Annotated in this window: 10 protein-coding genes; 7 read left to right on the top strand and 3 right to left on the bottom strand. The window is 68.1% G+C overall.

The annotated features are described in order from the left end of the window. The first annotated feature begins 90 nt into the window (after nt 1–90). Genes ACGVWT_RS03760 through ACGVWT_RS03745 form a run of 4 tightly spaced genes read left to right on the top strand, consistent with a single transcriptional unit; the run spans nt 91 to nt 4,376 of the window. Nucleotides 91–813 carry a SapC family protein gene (locus ACGVWT_RS03760; RefSeq protein ID WP_315461630.1) on the top strand — a complete coding sequence of 241 codons (723 nt, stop codon included), beginning with the start codon at nt 91–93 and terminating at the stop codon, nt 811–813. Continuing rightward, nucleotides 806–1,837, top strand: coding sequence for a cupin-like domain-containing protein (locus tag ACGVWT_RS03755; protein ID WP_315461631.1), 1,032 nt, complete (start codon nt 806–808; stop codon nt 1,835–1,837). Before ACGVWT_RS03760 ends, ACGVWT_RS03755 begins: the two co-directional genes overlap by 8 nt. Further along, the gene (locus ACGVWT_RS03750; RefSeq protein WP_315461632.1) at nt 1,834–3,327 is read left to right on the top strand and encodes a tryptophan halogenase family protein; all 1,494 of its coding nucleotides are present in this window, start codon (nt 1,834–1,836) and stop codon (nt 3,325–3,327) included. The genes ACGVWT_RS03755 and ACGVWT_RS03750 overlap by 4 nt, the downstream gene beginning before the upstream one ends. Further along, nucleotides 3,327–4,376: a LacI family DNA-binding transcriptional regulator gene (locus ACGVWT_RS03745; RefSeq protein WP_315461633.1), complete on the top strand. Its 1,050-nt coding sequence runs from the start codon at nt 3,327–3,329 to the stop codon at nt 4,374–4,376. The genes ACGVWT_RS03750 and ACGVWT_RS03745 overlap by 1 nt, the downstream gene beginning before the upstream one ends. A gap of 6 nt (nt 4,377–4,382) precedes the next feature. Here the strand turns inward: ACGVWT_RS03745 and ACGVWT_RS03740 are convergent, their stop codons facing one another. Together ACGVWT_RS03740 and ACGVWT_RS03735 are read right to left on the bottom strand one after the other, a co-directional pair. Next, entirely contained in the window at nt 4,383–5,318 is a 936-nt protein-coding gene (locus ACGVWT_RS03740) for a FecR domain-containing protein (protein ID WP_315461634.1), read from the bottom strand. Next, entirely contained in the window at nt 5,315–5,860 is a 546-nt protein-coding gene (locus ACGVWT_RS03735; RefSeq protein WP_315461635.1) for an RNA polymerase sigma factor, read from the bottom strand. Before ACGVWT_RS03735 ends, ACGVWT_RS03740 begins: the two co-directional genes overlap by 4 nt. A gap of 168 nt (nt 5,861–6,028) precedes the next feature. On the opposite strand from ACGVWT_RS03735, the gene ACGVWT_RS03730 reads away from it, so the two are divergent. From ACGVWT_RS03730 to ACGVWT_RS03720, 3 genes are read left to right on the top strand one after another with little or no spacing between them, the layout of a single operon-like run. Next, on the top strand, nt 6,029–9,427 hold the full coding sequence (locus tag ACGVWT_RS03730; protein ID WP_315461636.1) for a TonB-dependent receptor: 3,399 nt from the start codon (nt 6,029–6,031) through the stop codon (nt 9,425–9,427). Then, entirely contained in the window at nt 9,427–11,163 is a 1,737-nt protein-coding gene (gene ggt, locus ACGVWT_RS03725; RefSeq protein ID WP_315461637.1) for a gamma-glutamyltransferase, read from the top strand. The genes ACGVWT_RS03730 and ggt overlap by 1 nt, the downstream gene beginning before the upstream one ends. 23 nt (nt 11,164–11,186) lie before the next feature. After that, complete coding sequence (locus ACGVWT_RS03720) at nt 11,187–12,638, top strand: amidohydrolase (protein ID WP_315461638.1); 1,452 nt, start codon at nt 11,187–11,189, stop codon at nt 12,636–12,638. Between the two features lie 163 nt (nt 12,639–12,801). On the opposite strand, the gene ACGVWT_RS03715 is transcribed toward ACGVWT_RS03720, so the two are convergent. Beyond that, entirely contained in the window at nt 12,802–14,280 is a 1,479-nt protein-coding gene (locus ACGVWT_RS03715; protein WP_315461639.1) for a tryptophan halogenase family protein, read from the bottom strand. Nucleotides 14,281–14,315 lie beyond the last annotated feature (35 nt).

Here is a 14,315-nt window from a genome sequence, read left to right as displayed (position 1 = left end):
CAGCCTTCTCCCTCCAGAGAAGGCTGGCTTTTTTCGTGCAGAGACGGCACCCGTGCCTACGACCAGATTTTGACGAAGAGTGGTGCGTTCATGACCAGCCAGCACGCGATCCTGACCGCGGAGGCGCACCGCGATCTCGCCATCCGTACCGAGCGGAATGCGGCCCTCGGCGACGCGCAGATGTGCTGCATCACCGTCCCCACCGAATTTCGCGCGGTGCAGGGCACCTACCCCATCCTGTTCCGGCTCAGCGACACGCGGGACCGTTTCACCGCGCTCGCCATGTTCGGCTTCGAAAATGGTGAAAACCTGTTCCTCGACGGCGGTCGCTGGGACGCGCGCTATCGGCCGCTGGCGATGGAGATCCAGCCCTTCCTGATCGGTGGCAGCGCGACGGACGAAGGCCCGGGGCAGGTCCACATCGACCTGTCCTCCCCCCGGATCAGTTCGACGGGAGAGGGCGCACGGCTGTTCGACGAACTGGGCCAGCCCACCCCCTATCTGGATCGCATCGCCGATCAGCTCGGCGCACTGGACGAGGGCTATCGCGCCGCCCCCGCCTTCTTCGCCGCGCTCCAGCGCTACGACCTGCTCGAACCCTTCACGCTCGACGTGACGCTGGACGACGGCGCCCGTAACCGCCTGATCGGCTTCCACATCATCGACGAGGACCGGCTTGCCGCGCTCGATGGCGCAGCGCTCGCCGACCTGCACGCAGGCGGCCATTTGGAGCCCATTTACATGGCGATCGCCTCGCTCACGCATCTCGGCGACTTGGTCGAGCGCCGCAACCGCCGCGTCTCCAATGGCTGAGGCGGATCCGGGGCCGCTGGCCGGCCTTGCCGCCGTGCCTGAAGTCACCGTCGCCGACGCCGCCGATCTCGACGCGCGGCTGTGCACCGCCGACACGCCCTTCGTCGTTCGCGGCCTGGCGAGCGACTGGCCGCTCGTCCGTGCCGGGCTGCAATCGGCGGACGCCGCCCGCGACTATCTGCTGCACCATCACCGCGACCGCCCCTTCACCGTGGCGGTCGGCCAGCCGGGCAGCGGCGGGCGCCTGTTCTACGACGCCGCGATGGCGATGAACTTCCGCACGTTCGATGCGAAACTGCCCGAGATTTTCGCGCGCATCGCCTCCTTTGCCGGGCAGGCGGAGGCGCCCGCCGTCTATCTCGCCTCGATCGACATGCACCAATATTTCGACGGGCTGCATGCCGCCAACCAGATCGATCTGGGGACGCGCGAACCGCTCGCCAGCATCTGGATGGGCACACGCACGCGCATCGCCGCGCACAATGACGTGCCGGACAATCTTGCGGTCGTCGCGGTCGGACACCGGCGCTTCACGCTGTTCCCGCGCGACCAGTTCCGCAACCTCCATCTCGGGCCCGTCGACAACACCCCTGCCGGCCGCGCGGTGAGCATGGTCGATTTCCACAACCCCGATTTCACCCGCCACCCGCGCTTCGCCGAGGCGATGGCGCATGGCCAGGTCGTGGAGATGGCGCCGGGCGACGCGCTCTACATCCCGGCGCTGTGGTGGCACCATGTCGAGGGGCTGGACGATTTCAACGTGCTGGTGAACTATTGGTGGCGCCAGACGCCGCGCTGGATGGGCCAGCCGCAGGAAGCACTCAACCATGCGCTGATGGCGATCCGCGATCTTCCCGCCGACCAGAAGGCCCATTGGCGCGACATGTTCGACTATTACGTCTTCGACAATGACGACGCCGTGACGGCGCATATCCCCGAAGGGGGACGCGGCGTGCTCGACCCGATGACACCCGAGCTCGCCGCGCGGCTGCGCGCCTATCTGTTGCGGGCGCTGAGCCGATGAACGCCGTCACCCCGCGCCGTATCGTGGTCGCCGGCGGCGGCACCGCCGGCTGGATGACGGCCGCCGCCCTTACCCGCACGCTCGGCCGCACCGCGACCGTCACGCTGGTCGAATCCGACGCGATCGGCACCGTCGGTGTAGGCGAATCGACGATCCCGCCGCTCATCACCTTCAACCGGTTACTCGGCATCAACGAGGCCGAGTTCATGGCGGCGACGCAGGCGACGTTCAAACTGGGTATCCAGTTCGATGGCTGGAAAGGCCCCGACGATAGCTATTTCCACGCCTTCGGCCTGACGGGGAAGGACCATTGGGCGGCCGGCTTCCAGCATTTCTGGCTCGATGGCCAGGCACGCGGCCATACCGAGTCCTACGACGACTATTGCCTCGAACTGGTCGCGGCACGCGAGGGCAGGTTCGCGCATCTGCCCGACGATCGGATGAGCTACGCCTACCAGCTCGACTCGACACTGTACGGCCGCTTCCTGCGCCGGATGGCGGAAGGCGACGGCGCGACGCGGATCGAGGGCAAGATCGCCCGCGTCGAACTGGACGGCGAGAGCGGCGACATCACCGCGCTGGTGCTCGACAGCGGCGTACGGGTGGAAGGCGACCTGTTCCTCGACTGCACCGGCTTCCGCGCGCTGCTGATTGAGCAGGCGCTGCACGTCGGCTATGACGATTGGACGCACTGGCTGCCGTGCGACGCGGCGATCGCCGTGCAGACGGAAAGCGTGCGCCCGCCCGTCCCTTTCACCCGCGCGATGGCGCATGACGCCGGCTGGCAGTGGCGCATTCCGCTGCAGCATCGCGTCGGCAACGGCATCGTCTATTGCAGCCGCTATCTGTCGCAGGACGCCGCGCTCGACCGCCTGCTCGGCAACGTCGAAGGTGCGGTGCTGACCGAGCCCAATCGCCTCCGCTTCGTCACCGGCGCGCGCCGCAAGCAATGGCACCGCAACTGTATCGCGATCGGTCTGGCGGGCGGGTTCATGGAGCCGCTGGAATCGACCAGCATCCACTTGATTCAGCGCGCGATCCTGCGGCTCATTCGCCTGCTGCCGCCGGCCGGGGCGATCTCGGCGCACGACATCGCCGAATTCAACGACCAGCAGCTGACCGACATGGATCAGATCCGCGACTTCCTGATCCTGCATTACAAGGTCACCGAACGCCGCGATTCCCCGTTCTGGCGCCAGTGCGCCGCGATGGATATCCCCGACAGCCTCGCCCAGAAGATCGGCCTGTTCCGCGAGACCGGCCGCGTCTTCCGCCGCAACGACGAGTTGTTTGCAGAAAACAGCTGGATTCAGGTGATGCTGGGCCAGGGCATCGTGCCGCAGACCCATCACCCCATCGCCGCCAAGCTGCCAGACGACGAACTCGCCCGCTTCCTCGGCGGCCTGCGTCAAGGCGTGGCGACGACGGTGCGCGGCCTGCCCGCCCACGCCGACTACGTCGCGCGCTATTGCGGCGCGGCGCCCGCCTGATGGTCCGCCGTCGTCAGGCGGTGACGATCCGCCACGTCGCCGCCGATGCGGGCGTGTCGCTCCAGACCGTCAGCCGCGTCATCAACAAGGAGCCCAACGTCCGGCCCGAGATGATGGAGCGCGTGCAGGCGTCGATCGCCAAGCTCGGCTACGTCCCCTCGATCGCGGCGCAGCGTATGGCGGGGTCGCGATCCTATCTGATCGTCGCGCTCAACGATCGCGAGCGCACGATCGCCGGCTGGCGCAATCGCGAAGGCACCGACTGGGTCGACCAGATGCTGCTCGGCGGCATGCTGACCTGTGCCGAGCACGGCTATCGCCTGATGGTCGAGCTGATCGACACGCACAGCGACCATATCGCGCGCGAACTGCTCGGCGCCATCGCCGCGCTGCAACCCGATGGCGTGATCCTGACCCCGCCGCATTCGGAAAACCCGCTGATCACGCAGCTACTCGAGGCGCAGGGGATCAGCTTCGCGCGCATCGGGTCCCGCCAGCCCGGCAGCGGCTTTGCGGTGGCGATGGACGAGGATGGCGCCGCCCGCCTCGCGACGGAGCATCTGATCGACCTCGGCCACGAACGGATCGGCTTCATCGCAGGCCCCGACGATTATGCATTGAGCGGGTGGCGTGTCGATGGCTGGCGCCAGGCGATGGCCGATGCACAGCTTTCGACCGACGACCTGCTGGCGCAGGGCGATTTCGGCTTCGCATCTGGCCGCGCCGCCGCCACCTTTTTGCTGGATGGCGCGACGCCGCCGACCGCGATCGTCGCGAGCAGCGACCAGATGGCGCTCGCCACGCTGGAACTGGCACGCGAGCGCGGCCTCGACGTCCCCGGCGATCTGTCGATCGTCAGCTTCGACGACACGCCGATCGTCCGCTTCGTCCACCCGCCGCTCACCGCGATCGTCCAGCCGATCGCCGAAGTCACCGCCAATGCCGTCGAGCGCGTCATCGCCGACAAGGCGGGTCGCGAACCCTCGACCGAACCGCTCATAGTGCCCGCCACGCTCGCAATCCGCGCCTCCACCGGCGCGCCGCGTTAGCGGGCATCACTGCGGCACCGTCGCTCCGTCCCGACGCGGCGCGACGGCCTCCGGACGATCGATCAGATCGCGGATCGCGGCGGGATCGCCCTGGTCGACGATGCCATAGACCGGTGTGCGAGCGGCGCTGCGATCGGTCAGCGACAGTTCGTCGGCGGGACGGACGGCATAGCGATTGACCGCGTCGATCACCTCCTCCAGCGGCTCGCCGTGGAAGACGAGCTGGCCGCGTGTCCAGGCGTCGGCATCGGCGACGCCGACCGGTTCGGCCTGGCTGATGAAGCCCATGCGCGCACCGCCCTGTTCCATCGTCCCGAATGCCACGCGTTCGCCCTTGCGCGCCAGCTTGGCGACCGGCGTGCCCTCGTCACGCGCATCGACTGCGACCGTGACGCGGACCGTGCCGTCCGTTACCGCGACATCGGCAGCCCGGCGGCCGATCGTCACGTCGAAGGCGGTGCCGACCGCGGTTACCGCGCCGAACGGAGTCTGCACCACGAATGGCCGGCTGGTGTCGTGCGCCACCTGGAACAGTGCCTCGCCCCCCTCCAGCGCCAAGCGACGCCGATCGGCTGTGAAGCTGACCGTCAGCGCGCTCTGCGCGCCCAGGATCACGGTGGAGCCATCGTCCAGACGGATGACCTTACGTTCCGCGCGGCCAGCGACATAGCGCGTCAGCACCGCATGCGTGTCGCTATCCGCCAGCCACGGCTGCGTGCTGGCGCCGACCGTCAGGACCAGCGCCGCCGCGGCAGCCCAGCCGATCCAGGCCGGCCGGCGTGGCACGTCGCGCGCCGGCGCGGGGCGTGGCTGCTCGCCCAGCCAGTCCCAGAAGGCGGCGGCCTCGGTGCGATCGTCGGGGTGGAGATCGTCGGCGCGCTCGCCGAGCAGCGCATCGAACACCGCATCGCGGCGCCGGCCCAGATCGTGACGATCGCTCACGGCGCCACCTCGCGCAGATGACCCAGCCGGGCGTAAAGGTGGCTGACCGCATGCGTCAGATGCTTCTGCACCATGCGCGGGCTGATCCCCAGCGCGCGGGCGATATCGCCCGTTCCCATCTCGTCGAACCGGCGCATCACGAAGATCGTGCGTGCCCGCGGGCTGAGTTCGGCGAGCGCCGCCTCTAGCGCCTGTTGCAGATCGACGACGCGGCGACGCTCTTCCTGTCGCGGTGCGATCGACGGATGCATCTCGTCGGTCAGCGGCACCACCACGAGGCCGCGACGGCCGCGATCGGCGATCAGATTGGCGGCGATACGGAACAGATAGGCCTGCGGCTCTTCGAGCGAACGCTGTTGCGCCGTAGCGATCAGCCGTGCACACGCTTCCTGCACCAGATCCTCGGTCTCGTGCGGATCGGCGATACGCCGCGCGACGAATGCCCGCAGCGCGGCACGATAGGCGCCGAGCGAGTCGGCCACGATCGTCGCGCCCTCCCCGCCCTTGGCCGGCGCCATCCGGTTGTTCGCGTCCTGCTGCACGTCTGTGCGTCCCCCCTGCCCTCTATGACGCGGGTTCAGGCGGATCGCGAACCCCATGACGCAAAAATGTAAAAAAATGTCGCGTACCGGGTTCGCATTGGTGGCTGCGTTGCGTCGATAGGATCGGGGGCAGCGAAAAGCTGCGATACCGATCCGGGGGGACACGATATGACCAGAACCTATCGACTGCTGCTGTCCGCGTGCGCGACGGCGATGATGCTGCCGAGCGCGGCGATGGCGAAAGAACAGCGGATCGTTGCGATCGACGTGCCGGCAGGCCGTCTGGACGAGGCGTTGATGCGCGTGGCGCGGCAGGCCGGACTTCAACTCGTCTTTACCGATCCCGCCGTTGCCGATCGCCAGGCGCCGCGGATCGCCGGCCGCTACACGCCCGACGCCGCGCTGAACATGCTGCTCGCCCGCAGTGGCTTCGGCTGGCGCTACACCGGACCGCGGACGGTGCGCGTGATGCCGGTCGACACGGCGTCGCTCGCGCCCGTCAACTTCGTTCAGGCGGCACCCGCCCCGCAGCAGGTGGGCGACGAACGCCTCGCCCCCTCGAACGCAGCCGTCGAAGCGGCAGTGGATGCCGACCCCGGCGCCGCAGCGCCCGCATCGGACATCGTCGTCGTCGGATCGCAGATCAAAGGCGCGAAAAATACCGCCGCTTTGCCCGTCACGATCGTCGACGAACAGCAGATCGCCGCCACCGCCGCGGTCAGCGGCGACGAGCTATTCCGCTCGATCCCGCAGCTGGGTGACGTCACGTTCAACAGTTCGTATCTGCCCAACAGCTCGAACGCGGCGCGTGGCGACGTCGGTTCGGTCAACCTGCGCAACCTCGGCGTCGGCAATACGCTGGTTCTGCTCAACGGCCGCCGCGTGGTGAACCACCCGACCAGCCGCGCCGACGACAATCTCGTCCCCGTACTGACCTACAACACCAATGCCATCCCCGTCTTCGGGCTGGAGCGGCTAGAGGTGCTGCGCGACGGCGCCGCCGCCATCTACGGCTCGGACGCGGTGGCGGGCGTCGTCAACACCGTGCTGCGCACCGACTTTACCGGCGTGCAGATCGAAGGACAGGTCGGCTACCCCGAGCGCACGAGCCAGACCGAAAGCACCGTCAACCTGCTGGTGGGCACCGACATCGGCAAGGGCCGCGGCAACATCACGCTGTTCGCCAATTACACCAACCGCACGCCGCTGCGCAGTTCGGAACAGGATTACACCGCCTCCGACGACAAGCGCCCATTATTCGCCGGCACGCGCTTCGACGGCGCGACCGCACTCGACGGCCGCTCGTCGATCACGCCCTGGGGCTCGTTCCAGACGGTCGGCAACGTCCAGGTGCGTCAGGGCACGACCGTCCTGACGAACGCATCGGGCCAGTTCCACATCCAGCCGCTCACCAACACCGGCTGCCAGACCAATGCGACGACGGGCCTCAAGAACGGCCTGTGCATCGACGATGGCACCAATACCGCCGCCGCCGACCGCAATCTGCGCTTCGACCCGCGCGCAGCCTACGACACGTACATCATCCCCTCGGTCGAGCGGATCAACCTGTTCGCCAACGGCCATTACGAGCTGACGCCGGGTCTCGAGCTGTTCGGCGAGGCGGGGTATTACAAGGCGACGACCGACAGCATCCAATCGTCGTCCGGCACGCTCAGTTCGCTGCCGATCATCGTCCCCGCCACCAATTACTACAATCCCTTCGGCCCGACGACGCTGAACGGCGCGGCCAACCCCAACCGCCTGCCCGGCATCAACGCGCCCGCCAGCGGCCTCGCCGTCACGCTGTCGAGCTACAATGTCGCCGATGCCGGCCCGAACCTGGTCCATGTCGAAAACGACCAGTATCGCGCGCTGGCCGGGTTGCGTTGGGACTGGCTGGGCTTCCAGTGGGAAAGCGCCGCGCTCTATTCGGAAGCGCGGGTTCGCGACACGTCGGACGGCATCAGCGCGACCTTGCTTCAGCGCCAATTGGGGCTGTCGACGCCGGACGCCTACAATCCCTTCAACGGCAGCGACCTCACCACGCCCTCGGGCCGCGATGCAACGCCCAGCAACGACGCGGCGCTGCAGGCGATCCGCATCAAGACGACGCGCTTCAGCAAAGCGACGCTGGCGCTGGCGGACCTCAAGCTATCCAACGCCCGCCTGCTGTCGCTGCCGGGCGGCAACCTCGGCCTGGCGCTCGGTGCCGAAATCCGCCGCGAAACGCAGCTCGACGACCGCGATCCGCGCGTCGACGGCACGACGACCTTCACGGACAGCGTCAGCGGCATCACCTATGGCTCGGACCTCGTCGGCACCAGCCCGTCGCCCGACACCAGCGGCCGCCGCACCGTCTTTGCCGCTTATGCCGAACTCGCGGTGCCGGTGATCGGCCCGTCGATGCACGTGCCGCTCGTCCGCAACCTCGAATTCCAGCTTGCCGGCCGCTTCGAACATTACAGCGACGTCGGATCGGTCGCGAAGCCCAAGATTGCGAGCGCCTGGGACGTGGTCAGCGGCATCCGCCTGCGCGGCAGCTATGCGGAAGGGTTCAAGGCGCCCAACCTCGAACAGATCAACGCGCGCGTCGTCACGCGCTCGAACACCCGCGTCGACTATGTGCGCTGCGAGGCACAGCTGCGCACCGGGGCGATCAGCTCCTTCGCCAATTGCGCCCAGTCCTTCGCGATCAGTGCACAGCGCGCCGGCAACCCGGACCTGAAGCCCGAAACCTCCACGACGTGGAGCGCGGGCGTGGTGCTGGAGCCGCACTTCCTCGATTCCGCCATCGGCCGGATCACGCTGACCGCCGATTATTGGAACGTGAAGCAGAAGGGGATCGTCGGCATCTTCGGCGAAGGCAATGCGCTGATCGCCGACTATCTGGCGCGCGTGCAAGGCACCACCAATGCCAATGTCGTGCGCGCCGCGCCGACTGCGGACGATATCGCGCTGTTCGCCGGTTCCGGCCTGCAACCCGCGGGCCGGGTGCTGTTCGTCAACGACCGCTACGTCAACCTGCTGCCGCAGGAGGCGTCCGGCCTAGACCTCGGCGTCAACTGGCGACTGCCGGACTTCGGCGCGGGGCGGCTGACGCTATCGGCCAACGCCGCCTACCTGCGCCGCTTCTTCCTCGAACCCTCGCAGCCGATCCAGCAATTGATCGACGCGCGCGCGGCGGGCACGATCAATGCCGGCACCGCGATCGCCGATGCGGGCGACCTCGTCCGCCAGAACGGCAAGCCACGCTGGCGCGTGACGGGGACCGCGACGTGGAATTACCGCTGGTTCCAGCTCGGCGGCTTCACCCAATATACCAGCGACGTCGACGACACCGGCCTCATCGATTCGACCGGCGCGGCCTGGTTGATCAAGGACCAGATGACGTACAATCTCTACGGCCAAGTCAGTGTCGGCAACAAACGCGAGGGCCAGTATCGCATGCGGATCGGTGTCAGGAACCTGACCAACGCGGCGCCGCCGCTGTCGTCGAACGGCTTCCTCGGATCGCTGTACAATCCGTACGGCCGCTATTGGTATGCCAACATCCGGGCATCGTTCTGATGCGCGTGCGGCACCTCGCCCTCGCCCTGTTGCTCGTCCCGTCGCTAGCGATCGCGCAAGAAGAAGAGCCGCAGGCGCGATCGCCATCGGGTGGCGACATCGTCGCCTATGACCAGATCCACAAGCCGATCGTCGGGCGTGGCGGCATGGTCGTCAGCCAGAACAAGCTCGCCGCCGCCGTGGGCGCCGACATCCTGCGCAAGGGCGGCAATGCGGTCGACGCCGCGGTGGCGGTCGGCTTCGCGCTGGCGGTGACGCTGCCGCGCGCGGGCAATGTCGGCGGCGGCGGCTATATGCTCGTCCATATGGCGGCGAAGGACGGCAAGCCCGCGCAGGACATCGCGATCGACTATTACGGTCAGGCCTCGCGCCACACGACCGACGATTTGCTGCTCGGCGCGGACGGCAAGGTCGACACCAAGAAGGTGATGTCGATGAAGGGCGTCGCCATCCCCGGCACCGTCGCAGGACTGTGGGAGGCGCACCGCCGCTTCGGCTCGCTGCCGTGGGGCACGCTGATCGCCCCGGCGATCGCCATGGCCGAACAGGGAGTCGCGCTCTCCGACGACGAGGCGCAGGCCCAGTCTGCACAGCGCAAGCTGATGGCCGACGATCCCGCGGCGATGGCGATGTTCTTCAAGCCCGACGGGGCCGCCTATGCCGCGGGCGAGACGTTCCGGCAGCCCGATCTCGCCGCGACGCTGAAAACGATCGCTGCGAAGGGGCGCGACGGCTTTTACACCGGCCCGTTAGCAGCCCGCATCGCGGCGGGCATTCGCGCGGGCGGCGGCGTCATCGATGCTGCGGACCTCTCCGGCTATCGCGCGATCGTCTCGACGCCGATCTGGTCGAGCTATCGCGGCAAGCGCATTGCGTACATGCCGCCAACCGCCTCGGGCGTCAGCGTCGCGGAGGCGATGAACATCCTCGAAACCTTCCCCGTCGGCGCGCAGAAATGGGGCAGCGTCGCCAACCTGCACCTATTGTCCGAAACGATGAAGATCGTATCCGCCGACCGCCGGCTGGTTGGCGGCGGTCCGGACTGGCGGACGCCGGCGCTCGGCCTCGCCAGCAAAGGCTATGCGACGCAGCGCGCCAAGCTGATCCGCCCCGATCGGTCACTGGGCAAAGACGACGTGCCCGACGGCAACCCGTATCCGTTCGAAAGCCGCGACACGACGCACTTCTCGGTCGCCGACGCGGCGGGTAACGCGGTCAGCAACACCTACACGCTGTCCGCCTCCTATGGCGCGCACGTCGTAGCACCGGGCACCGGCATTCTGCTGAACAATTCGCTCGGCAATCTCGCCTGGGGTCGCCGCGGCGCCGCAGCCGAGCGCCGCGCGACGCTGCCCGTTCCCGGCAAGCGCGTCGGATCGACGATCACACCGATCATCGTCTTCGACAACGACCGCCCCTGGCTGGTCACCGGCACGCCGGGTGGCGGCTATATTATTGCGACGATGGTGCAATTGCTGTCCAACGTCATGGATCACGGCCTGAACGTCAGCGAGGCGGCCGAACGGCCCCGCATTAATCAGGGCGGCGGCGATGCCGCGCTGGAGCTGGAGGAAGGCTTTTCGCCCGACATCGTCCCGCTGCTCGAGGCGAAGGGCCATAAGGTCCGCCGCTCGAACACGATGGGCTCGATCCAGTCGATCATGGTCGAGGGCGACCGCTTCCTCGGCGCCGCCGACACCCGCCGCCCCGACGCCGCCGCCGTTCCCGTCAAGTGACGCACCGAAGCAGGATGCCCGCCATGCACCGCCCCGCCATCGCTCTCGCCCTTCTCGCCGCGACCCCGGCCAACGCCCAAATCGCCGCCCCGGAGCGGCAGGCGATCCTTGCCGACGTCGACGCCCGCTCACCCGACCTTGCCAAGACCGCACTCGCGATCTGGAACGCAGCGGAAGTCGGCTATCAGGAAACGAAGAGCAGCGCGCTGCTCCAGGCCGAGCTGAAACGCGCCGGCTTCACTGTCACACCGGGCGTCGCCGGCATGCCGACCGCCTTCGTCGCCAGCTTCAAGCGCGGCGGCAAGGGGGCGGTGATCGGCATCCTCGCCGAATATGACGCCCTCCCCGGCCTCGCCCAGCGCGCCGATACCAAGCGCGATCCCATTCCCGGCCAGGCCGCCGGCCACGGCTGCGGCCACAATATCTTCGGCGCCGCCTCAGTCACCGCAGCGATCGCGGTCAAGGACTGGATGGTTGCGAACGCCATCGAAGGCGAAGTCCGCGTCTATGGCTCGCCGGCGGAAGAAGGCGGATCGGGCAAGGTCTATCTGGTGCGCGCCGGCCTGTTCAACGACGTCGACGCCGTCCTCCACTGGCATCCCGGCGATTCGAACGGCGTCAGCACCGGCGCCAGCCAGGCCAATATCTCGGGCAAGTTCCGCTTCCACGGCGTGTCGGCGCACGCCTCCGCCGCACCCGACAAGGGCCGCTCCGCGCTCGACGGCGTCGAGGTGATGAACGTCGCGGTCAATTACTTGCGCGAACACATCCCGATGAAGACGCGCATCCACTATGTCATCACCAACGGCGGCGAGGCACCCAACGTCGTCCCCGATTTTGCCGAAAGCTATTATTACGTCCGCCACACCGACCCGCAGATCGTCCGCGACGTGATGGCGCGCGTCCAGAAGGCGGCCGAGGGCGCGGCGCTGGCGACCGGCACGACATCCGAGTTCGAGGCGACCGGCGGCGTCTATTCGATGCTGGCGAGCGAGACACTGGCCAAGGTGATGGATGCCAACCTGCACGCGGTCGGCGGCCCGCGCTGGACAGCGGAGGAAACCGCCTGGGCCGGCCGCCTGCAACCGACGCTGCCGACGCAGCGGGCGCTGGACAGCGTGTCGGCCGTCGCGCCGATCTCCGACGGCGATGGCGGCGGATCGACCGACGTCGCCGACGTATCGTGGGTGGTGCCGACCATCGGCCTCGGCGCGGCGACCTGGGTGCCGGGCACGCCCGCCCATAGCTGGCAGGCGGTCGCCGCCTCGGGCATGTCGATCGGCGCGAAGGGCGGCACGGTCGCGGCGAAGACGATCGCGCTCACCGCCGCCGATCTGATGCGCAGCCCGCAGGTGCTTGGGCAAGCCAAGGCCGAGCTCAACCGCCGCCGCGGTCCCGGCTTCACCTACAAGGCGATGCTCGGCGACCGCAAACCTCCGCTCGACTATCGCAAGACCGCCACACCGGCCAGCTGACCGGCCTATCGGGGAGGGTATCCGCCAGCCGGTCGAGCAGCCGCTTGGCGAGCGGGGCGTTGCCCGACGTTTTGGTCACACCCCATCGACACGGAACGGGGTGGTCACGCCGCTTTCGGATACGGTTCCAACACCGGGCAGGCGGAGGAAAACCAGCGGCGTATCAGGCCGGTATCGGGGGCAGCGTGGCCGTGACCTTCGCAATGTCGGCGCGCAGCGCGGCCAGCTGGCGCAGATTGTCGTCGCGCCCCACCGCTTCGATCAGCGGGTTATGGTCGCCCGGCCGCTCCCCCTGCCCGTCCAGCACGGCGAACCAGCTCGCGTCGCGGAACAGCTCGTCGCTCGACAGTACGATCCGGCCCGAGGCACGGAAGTGCGCGATCTTCTCGGCAAGCGTATCCGGGATCGCCATGGCCTGCCGCTCCTGCCACATCGGCTCGGTACGACCCGCCGTGGCGTGATAGTGCAGGATCAGGAAGTCGCGGACGTCGAGCATTTCCTGTCCGAATACGCGGTTAAACTGCCGCGCCAGCAGCGGTGAGCAATCGGCCGCCGGGAACAGCGATAGCAGCTTGGCGATGCCGCTCTGGATCAGGTGGATGCTGGTCGATTCCAGCGGTTCGAGGAAACCGCTCGACAGGCCGATCGCGACGACATTGGCGCGCCACGCCTCGCGTCGCATGCCGGGCGTAAAGCGGATCAGGCGCGGATCGGCGAGCGGCGGCCCATCCATCCCGGCGATCAGCGACGCGCGCGCCGCCTCTTCGTCCTGAAAGCGGCTCGAGAAGACATAGCCGTTGCCGACCCGGTGCTGGAGCGGGATGCGCCAGCGCCACCCCGCCTCGGCCGCGGTCGCACGGGTGAAGGGCGTGCGGCCGACTTCCGCCGCGCTCGGCGCCGCCCAGGCGCGATCGCACGGCAGCCAGTGCGACCAGTCGTCATAGCCCACGCCCAGCGTCTCGCCGATCAGCAGGCCGCGCAGACCCGAACAATCGATGAAGAGGTCGCCGGCGACGACCTGCCCATCCGCCAACGTCAGCGATCGGACGTATCCGCTGTCGGCATGCCGTTCGACCGACGCGACCATGCCCTCGATCCGGGTAACGCCTGCGCGTTCGGCGAGCCCGCGCAGGTAGCGCGCATATAGTCCGGCGTCGAAATGATAGGCATAGCCCAACGTCGACAGCAGCGAGCGCCGATCGGGCACCGGTCGCGTGAAGCGGCCCGCGCGCGCGGCCTGCGCGGTCAGCGAATAGGCTTCAGTGGATGCGGTATCGCCATCGGCACGCGCGCGGATCAGACGATGGAGGAACATCGCGCCATCGCCCGGCGGCCCGAACGTGCCGAAGGGGTGGAAGTACCGGCTGCCCTCGCCGTTCCAGCCGACGAACTCGATGCCGAGCTTCACCGTCGCCTTGGTCTCGGTCATGAACTGGCGTTCGTCAAATCCAATGATCTGATTGAACCAGTGGATGGTCGGGATGGTCGCCTCGCCGACCCCGATCGTGCCGATCGCGTCGGATTCGACCAGGGTGATGGCGACCCCCTGCCCCGCCAGCGCGCGCGACAGCGCCGCGGCGGTCATCCAGCCCGCCGTTCCCCCGCCCAGGATCGCGATCCGGCGAATGCGTGTGTCGCTCATGCCGCCGAGCCTATCCGATCGGGACCCTACCGGCG

Origin of the sequence: Sphingomonas sp. S6 (assembly GCF_043498045.1) — a bacterium.
In the GTDB taxonomy this organism is placed as follows: Bacteria; Pseudomonadota; Alphaproteobacteria; order Sphingomonadales; family Sphingomonadaceae; genus Sphingomonas.
This window is presented reverse-complemented; position numbering and strand designations above follow the sequence as displayed.

Excerpts from the sequence above, each read along its gene's own strand:
- ACGVWT_RS03750 (WP_315461632.1), top strand. The coding sequence starts at position 1,834 with ATGAACGCCGTCACCCCGCGCCGTATCGTGGTCGCCGGCGGCGGCACC.
- ACGVWT_RS03720 (WP_315461638.1), top strand. The coding sequence starts at position 11,187 with ATGCACCGCCCCGCCATCGCTCTCGCCCTTCTCGCCGCGACCCCGGCC.
- ACGVWT_RS03760 (WP_315461630.1), top strand. The coding sequence starts at position 91 with ATGACCAGCCAGCACGCGATCCTGACCGCGGAGGCGCACCGCGATCTC.
- ggt (WP_315461637.1), top strand. The coding sequence starts at position 9,427 with ATGCGCGTGCGGCACCTCGCCCTCGCCCTGTTGCTCGTCCCGTCGCTA.
- ACGVWT_RS03745 (WP_315461633.1), top strand. The coding sequence starts at position 3,327 with ATGGTCCGCCGTCGTCAGGCGGTGACGATCCGCCACGTCGCCGCCGAT.
- ACGVWT_RS03715 (WP_315461639.1), bottom strand. The coding sequence starts at position 14,280 with ATGAGCGACACACGCATTCGCCGGATCGCGATCCTGGGCGGGGGAACG.
- ACGVWT_RS03730 (WP_315461636.1), top strand. The coding sequence starts at position 6,029 with ATGACCAGAACCTATCGACTGCTGCTGTCCGCGTGCGCGACGGCGATG.
- ACGVWT_RS03755 (WP_315461631.1), top strand. The coding sequence starts at position 806 with ATGGCTGAGGCGGATCCGGGGCCGCTGGCCGGCCTTGCCGCCGTGCCT.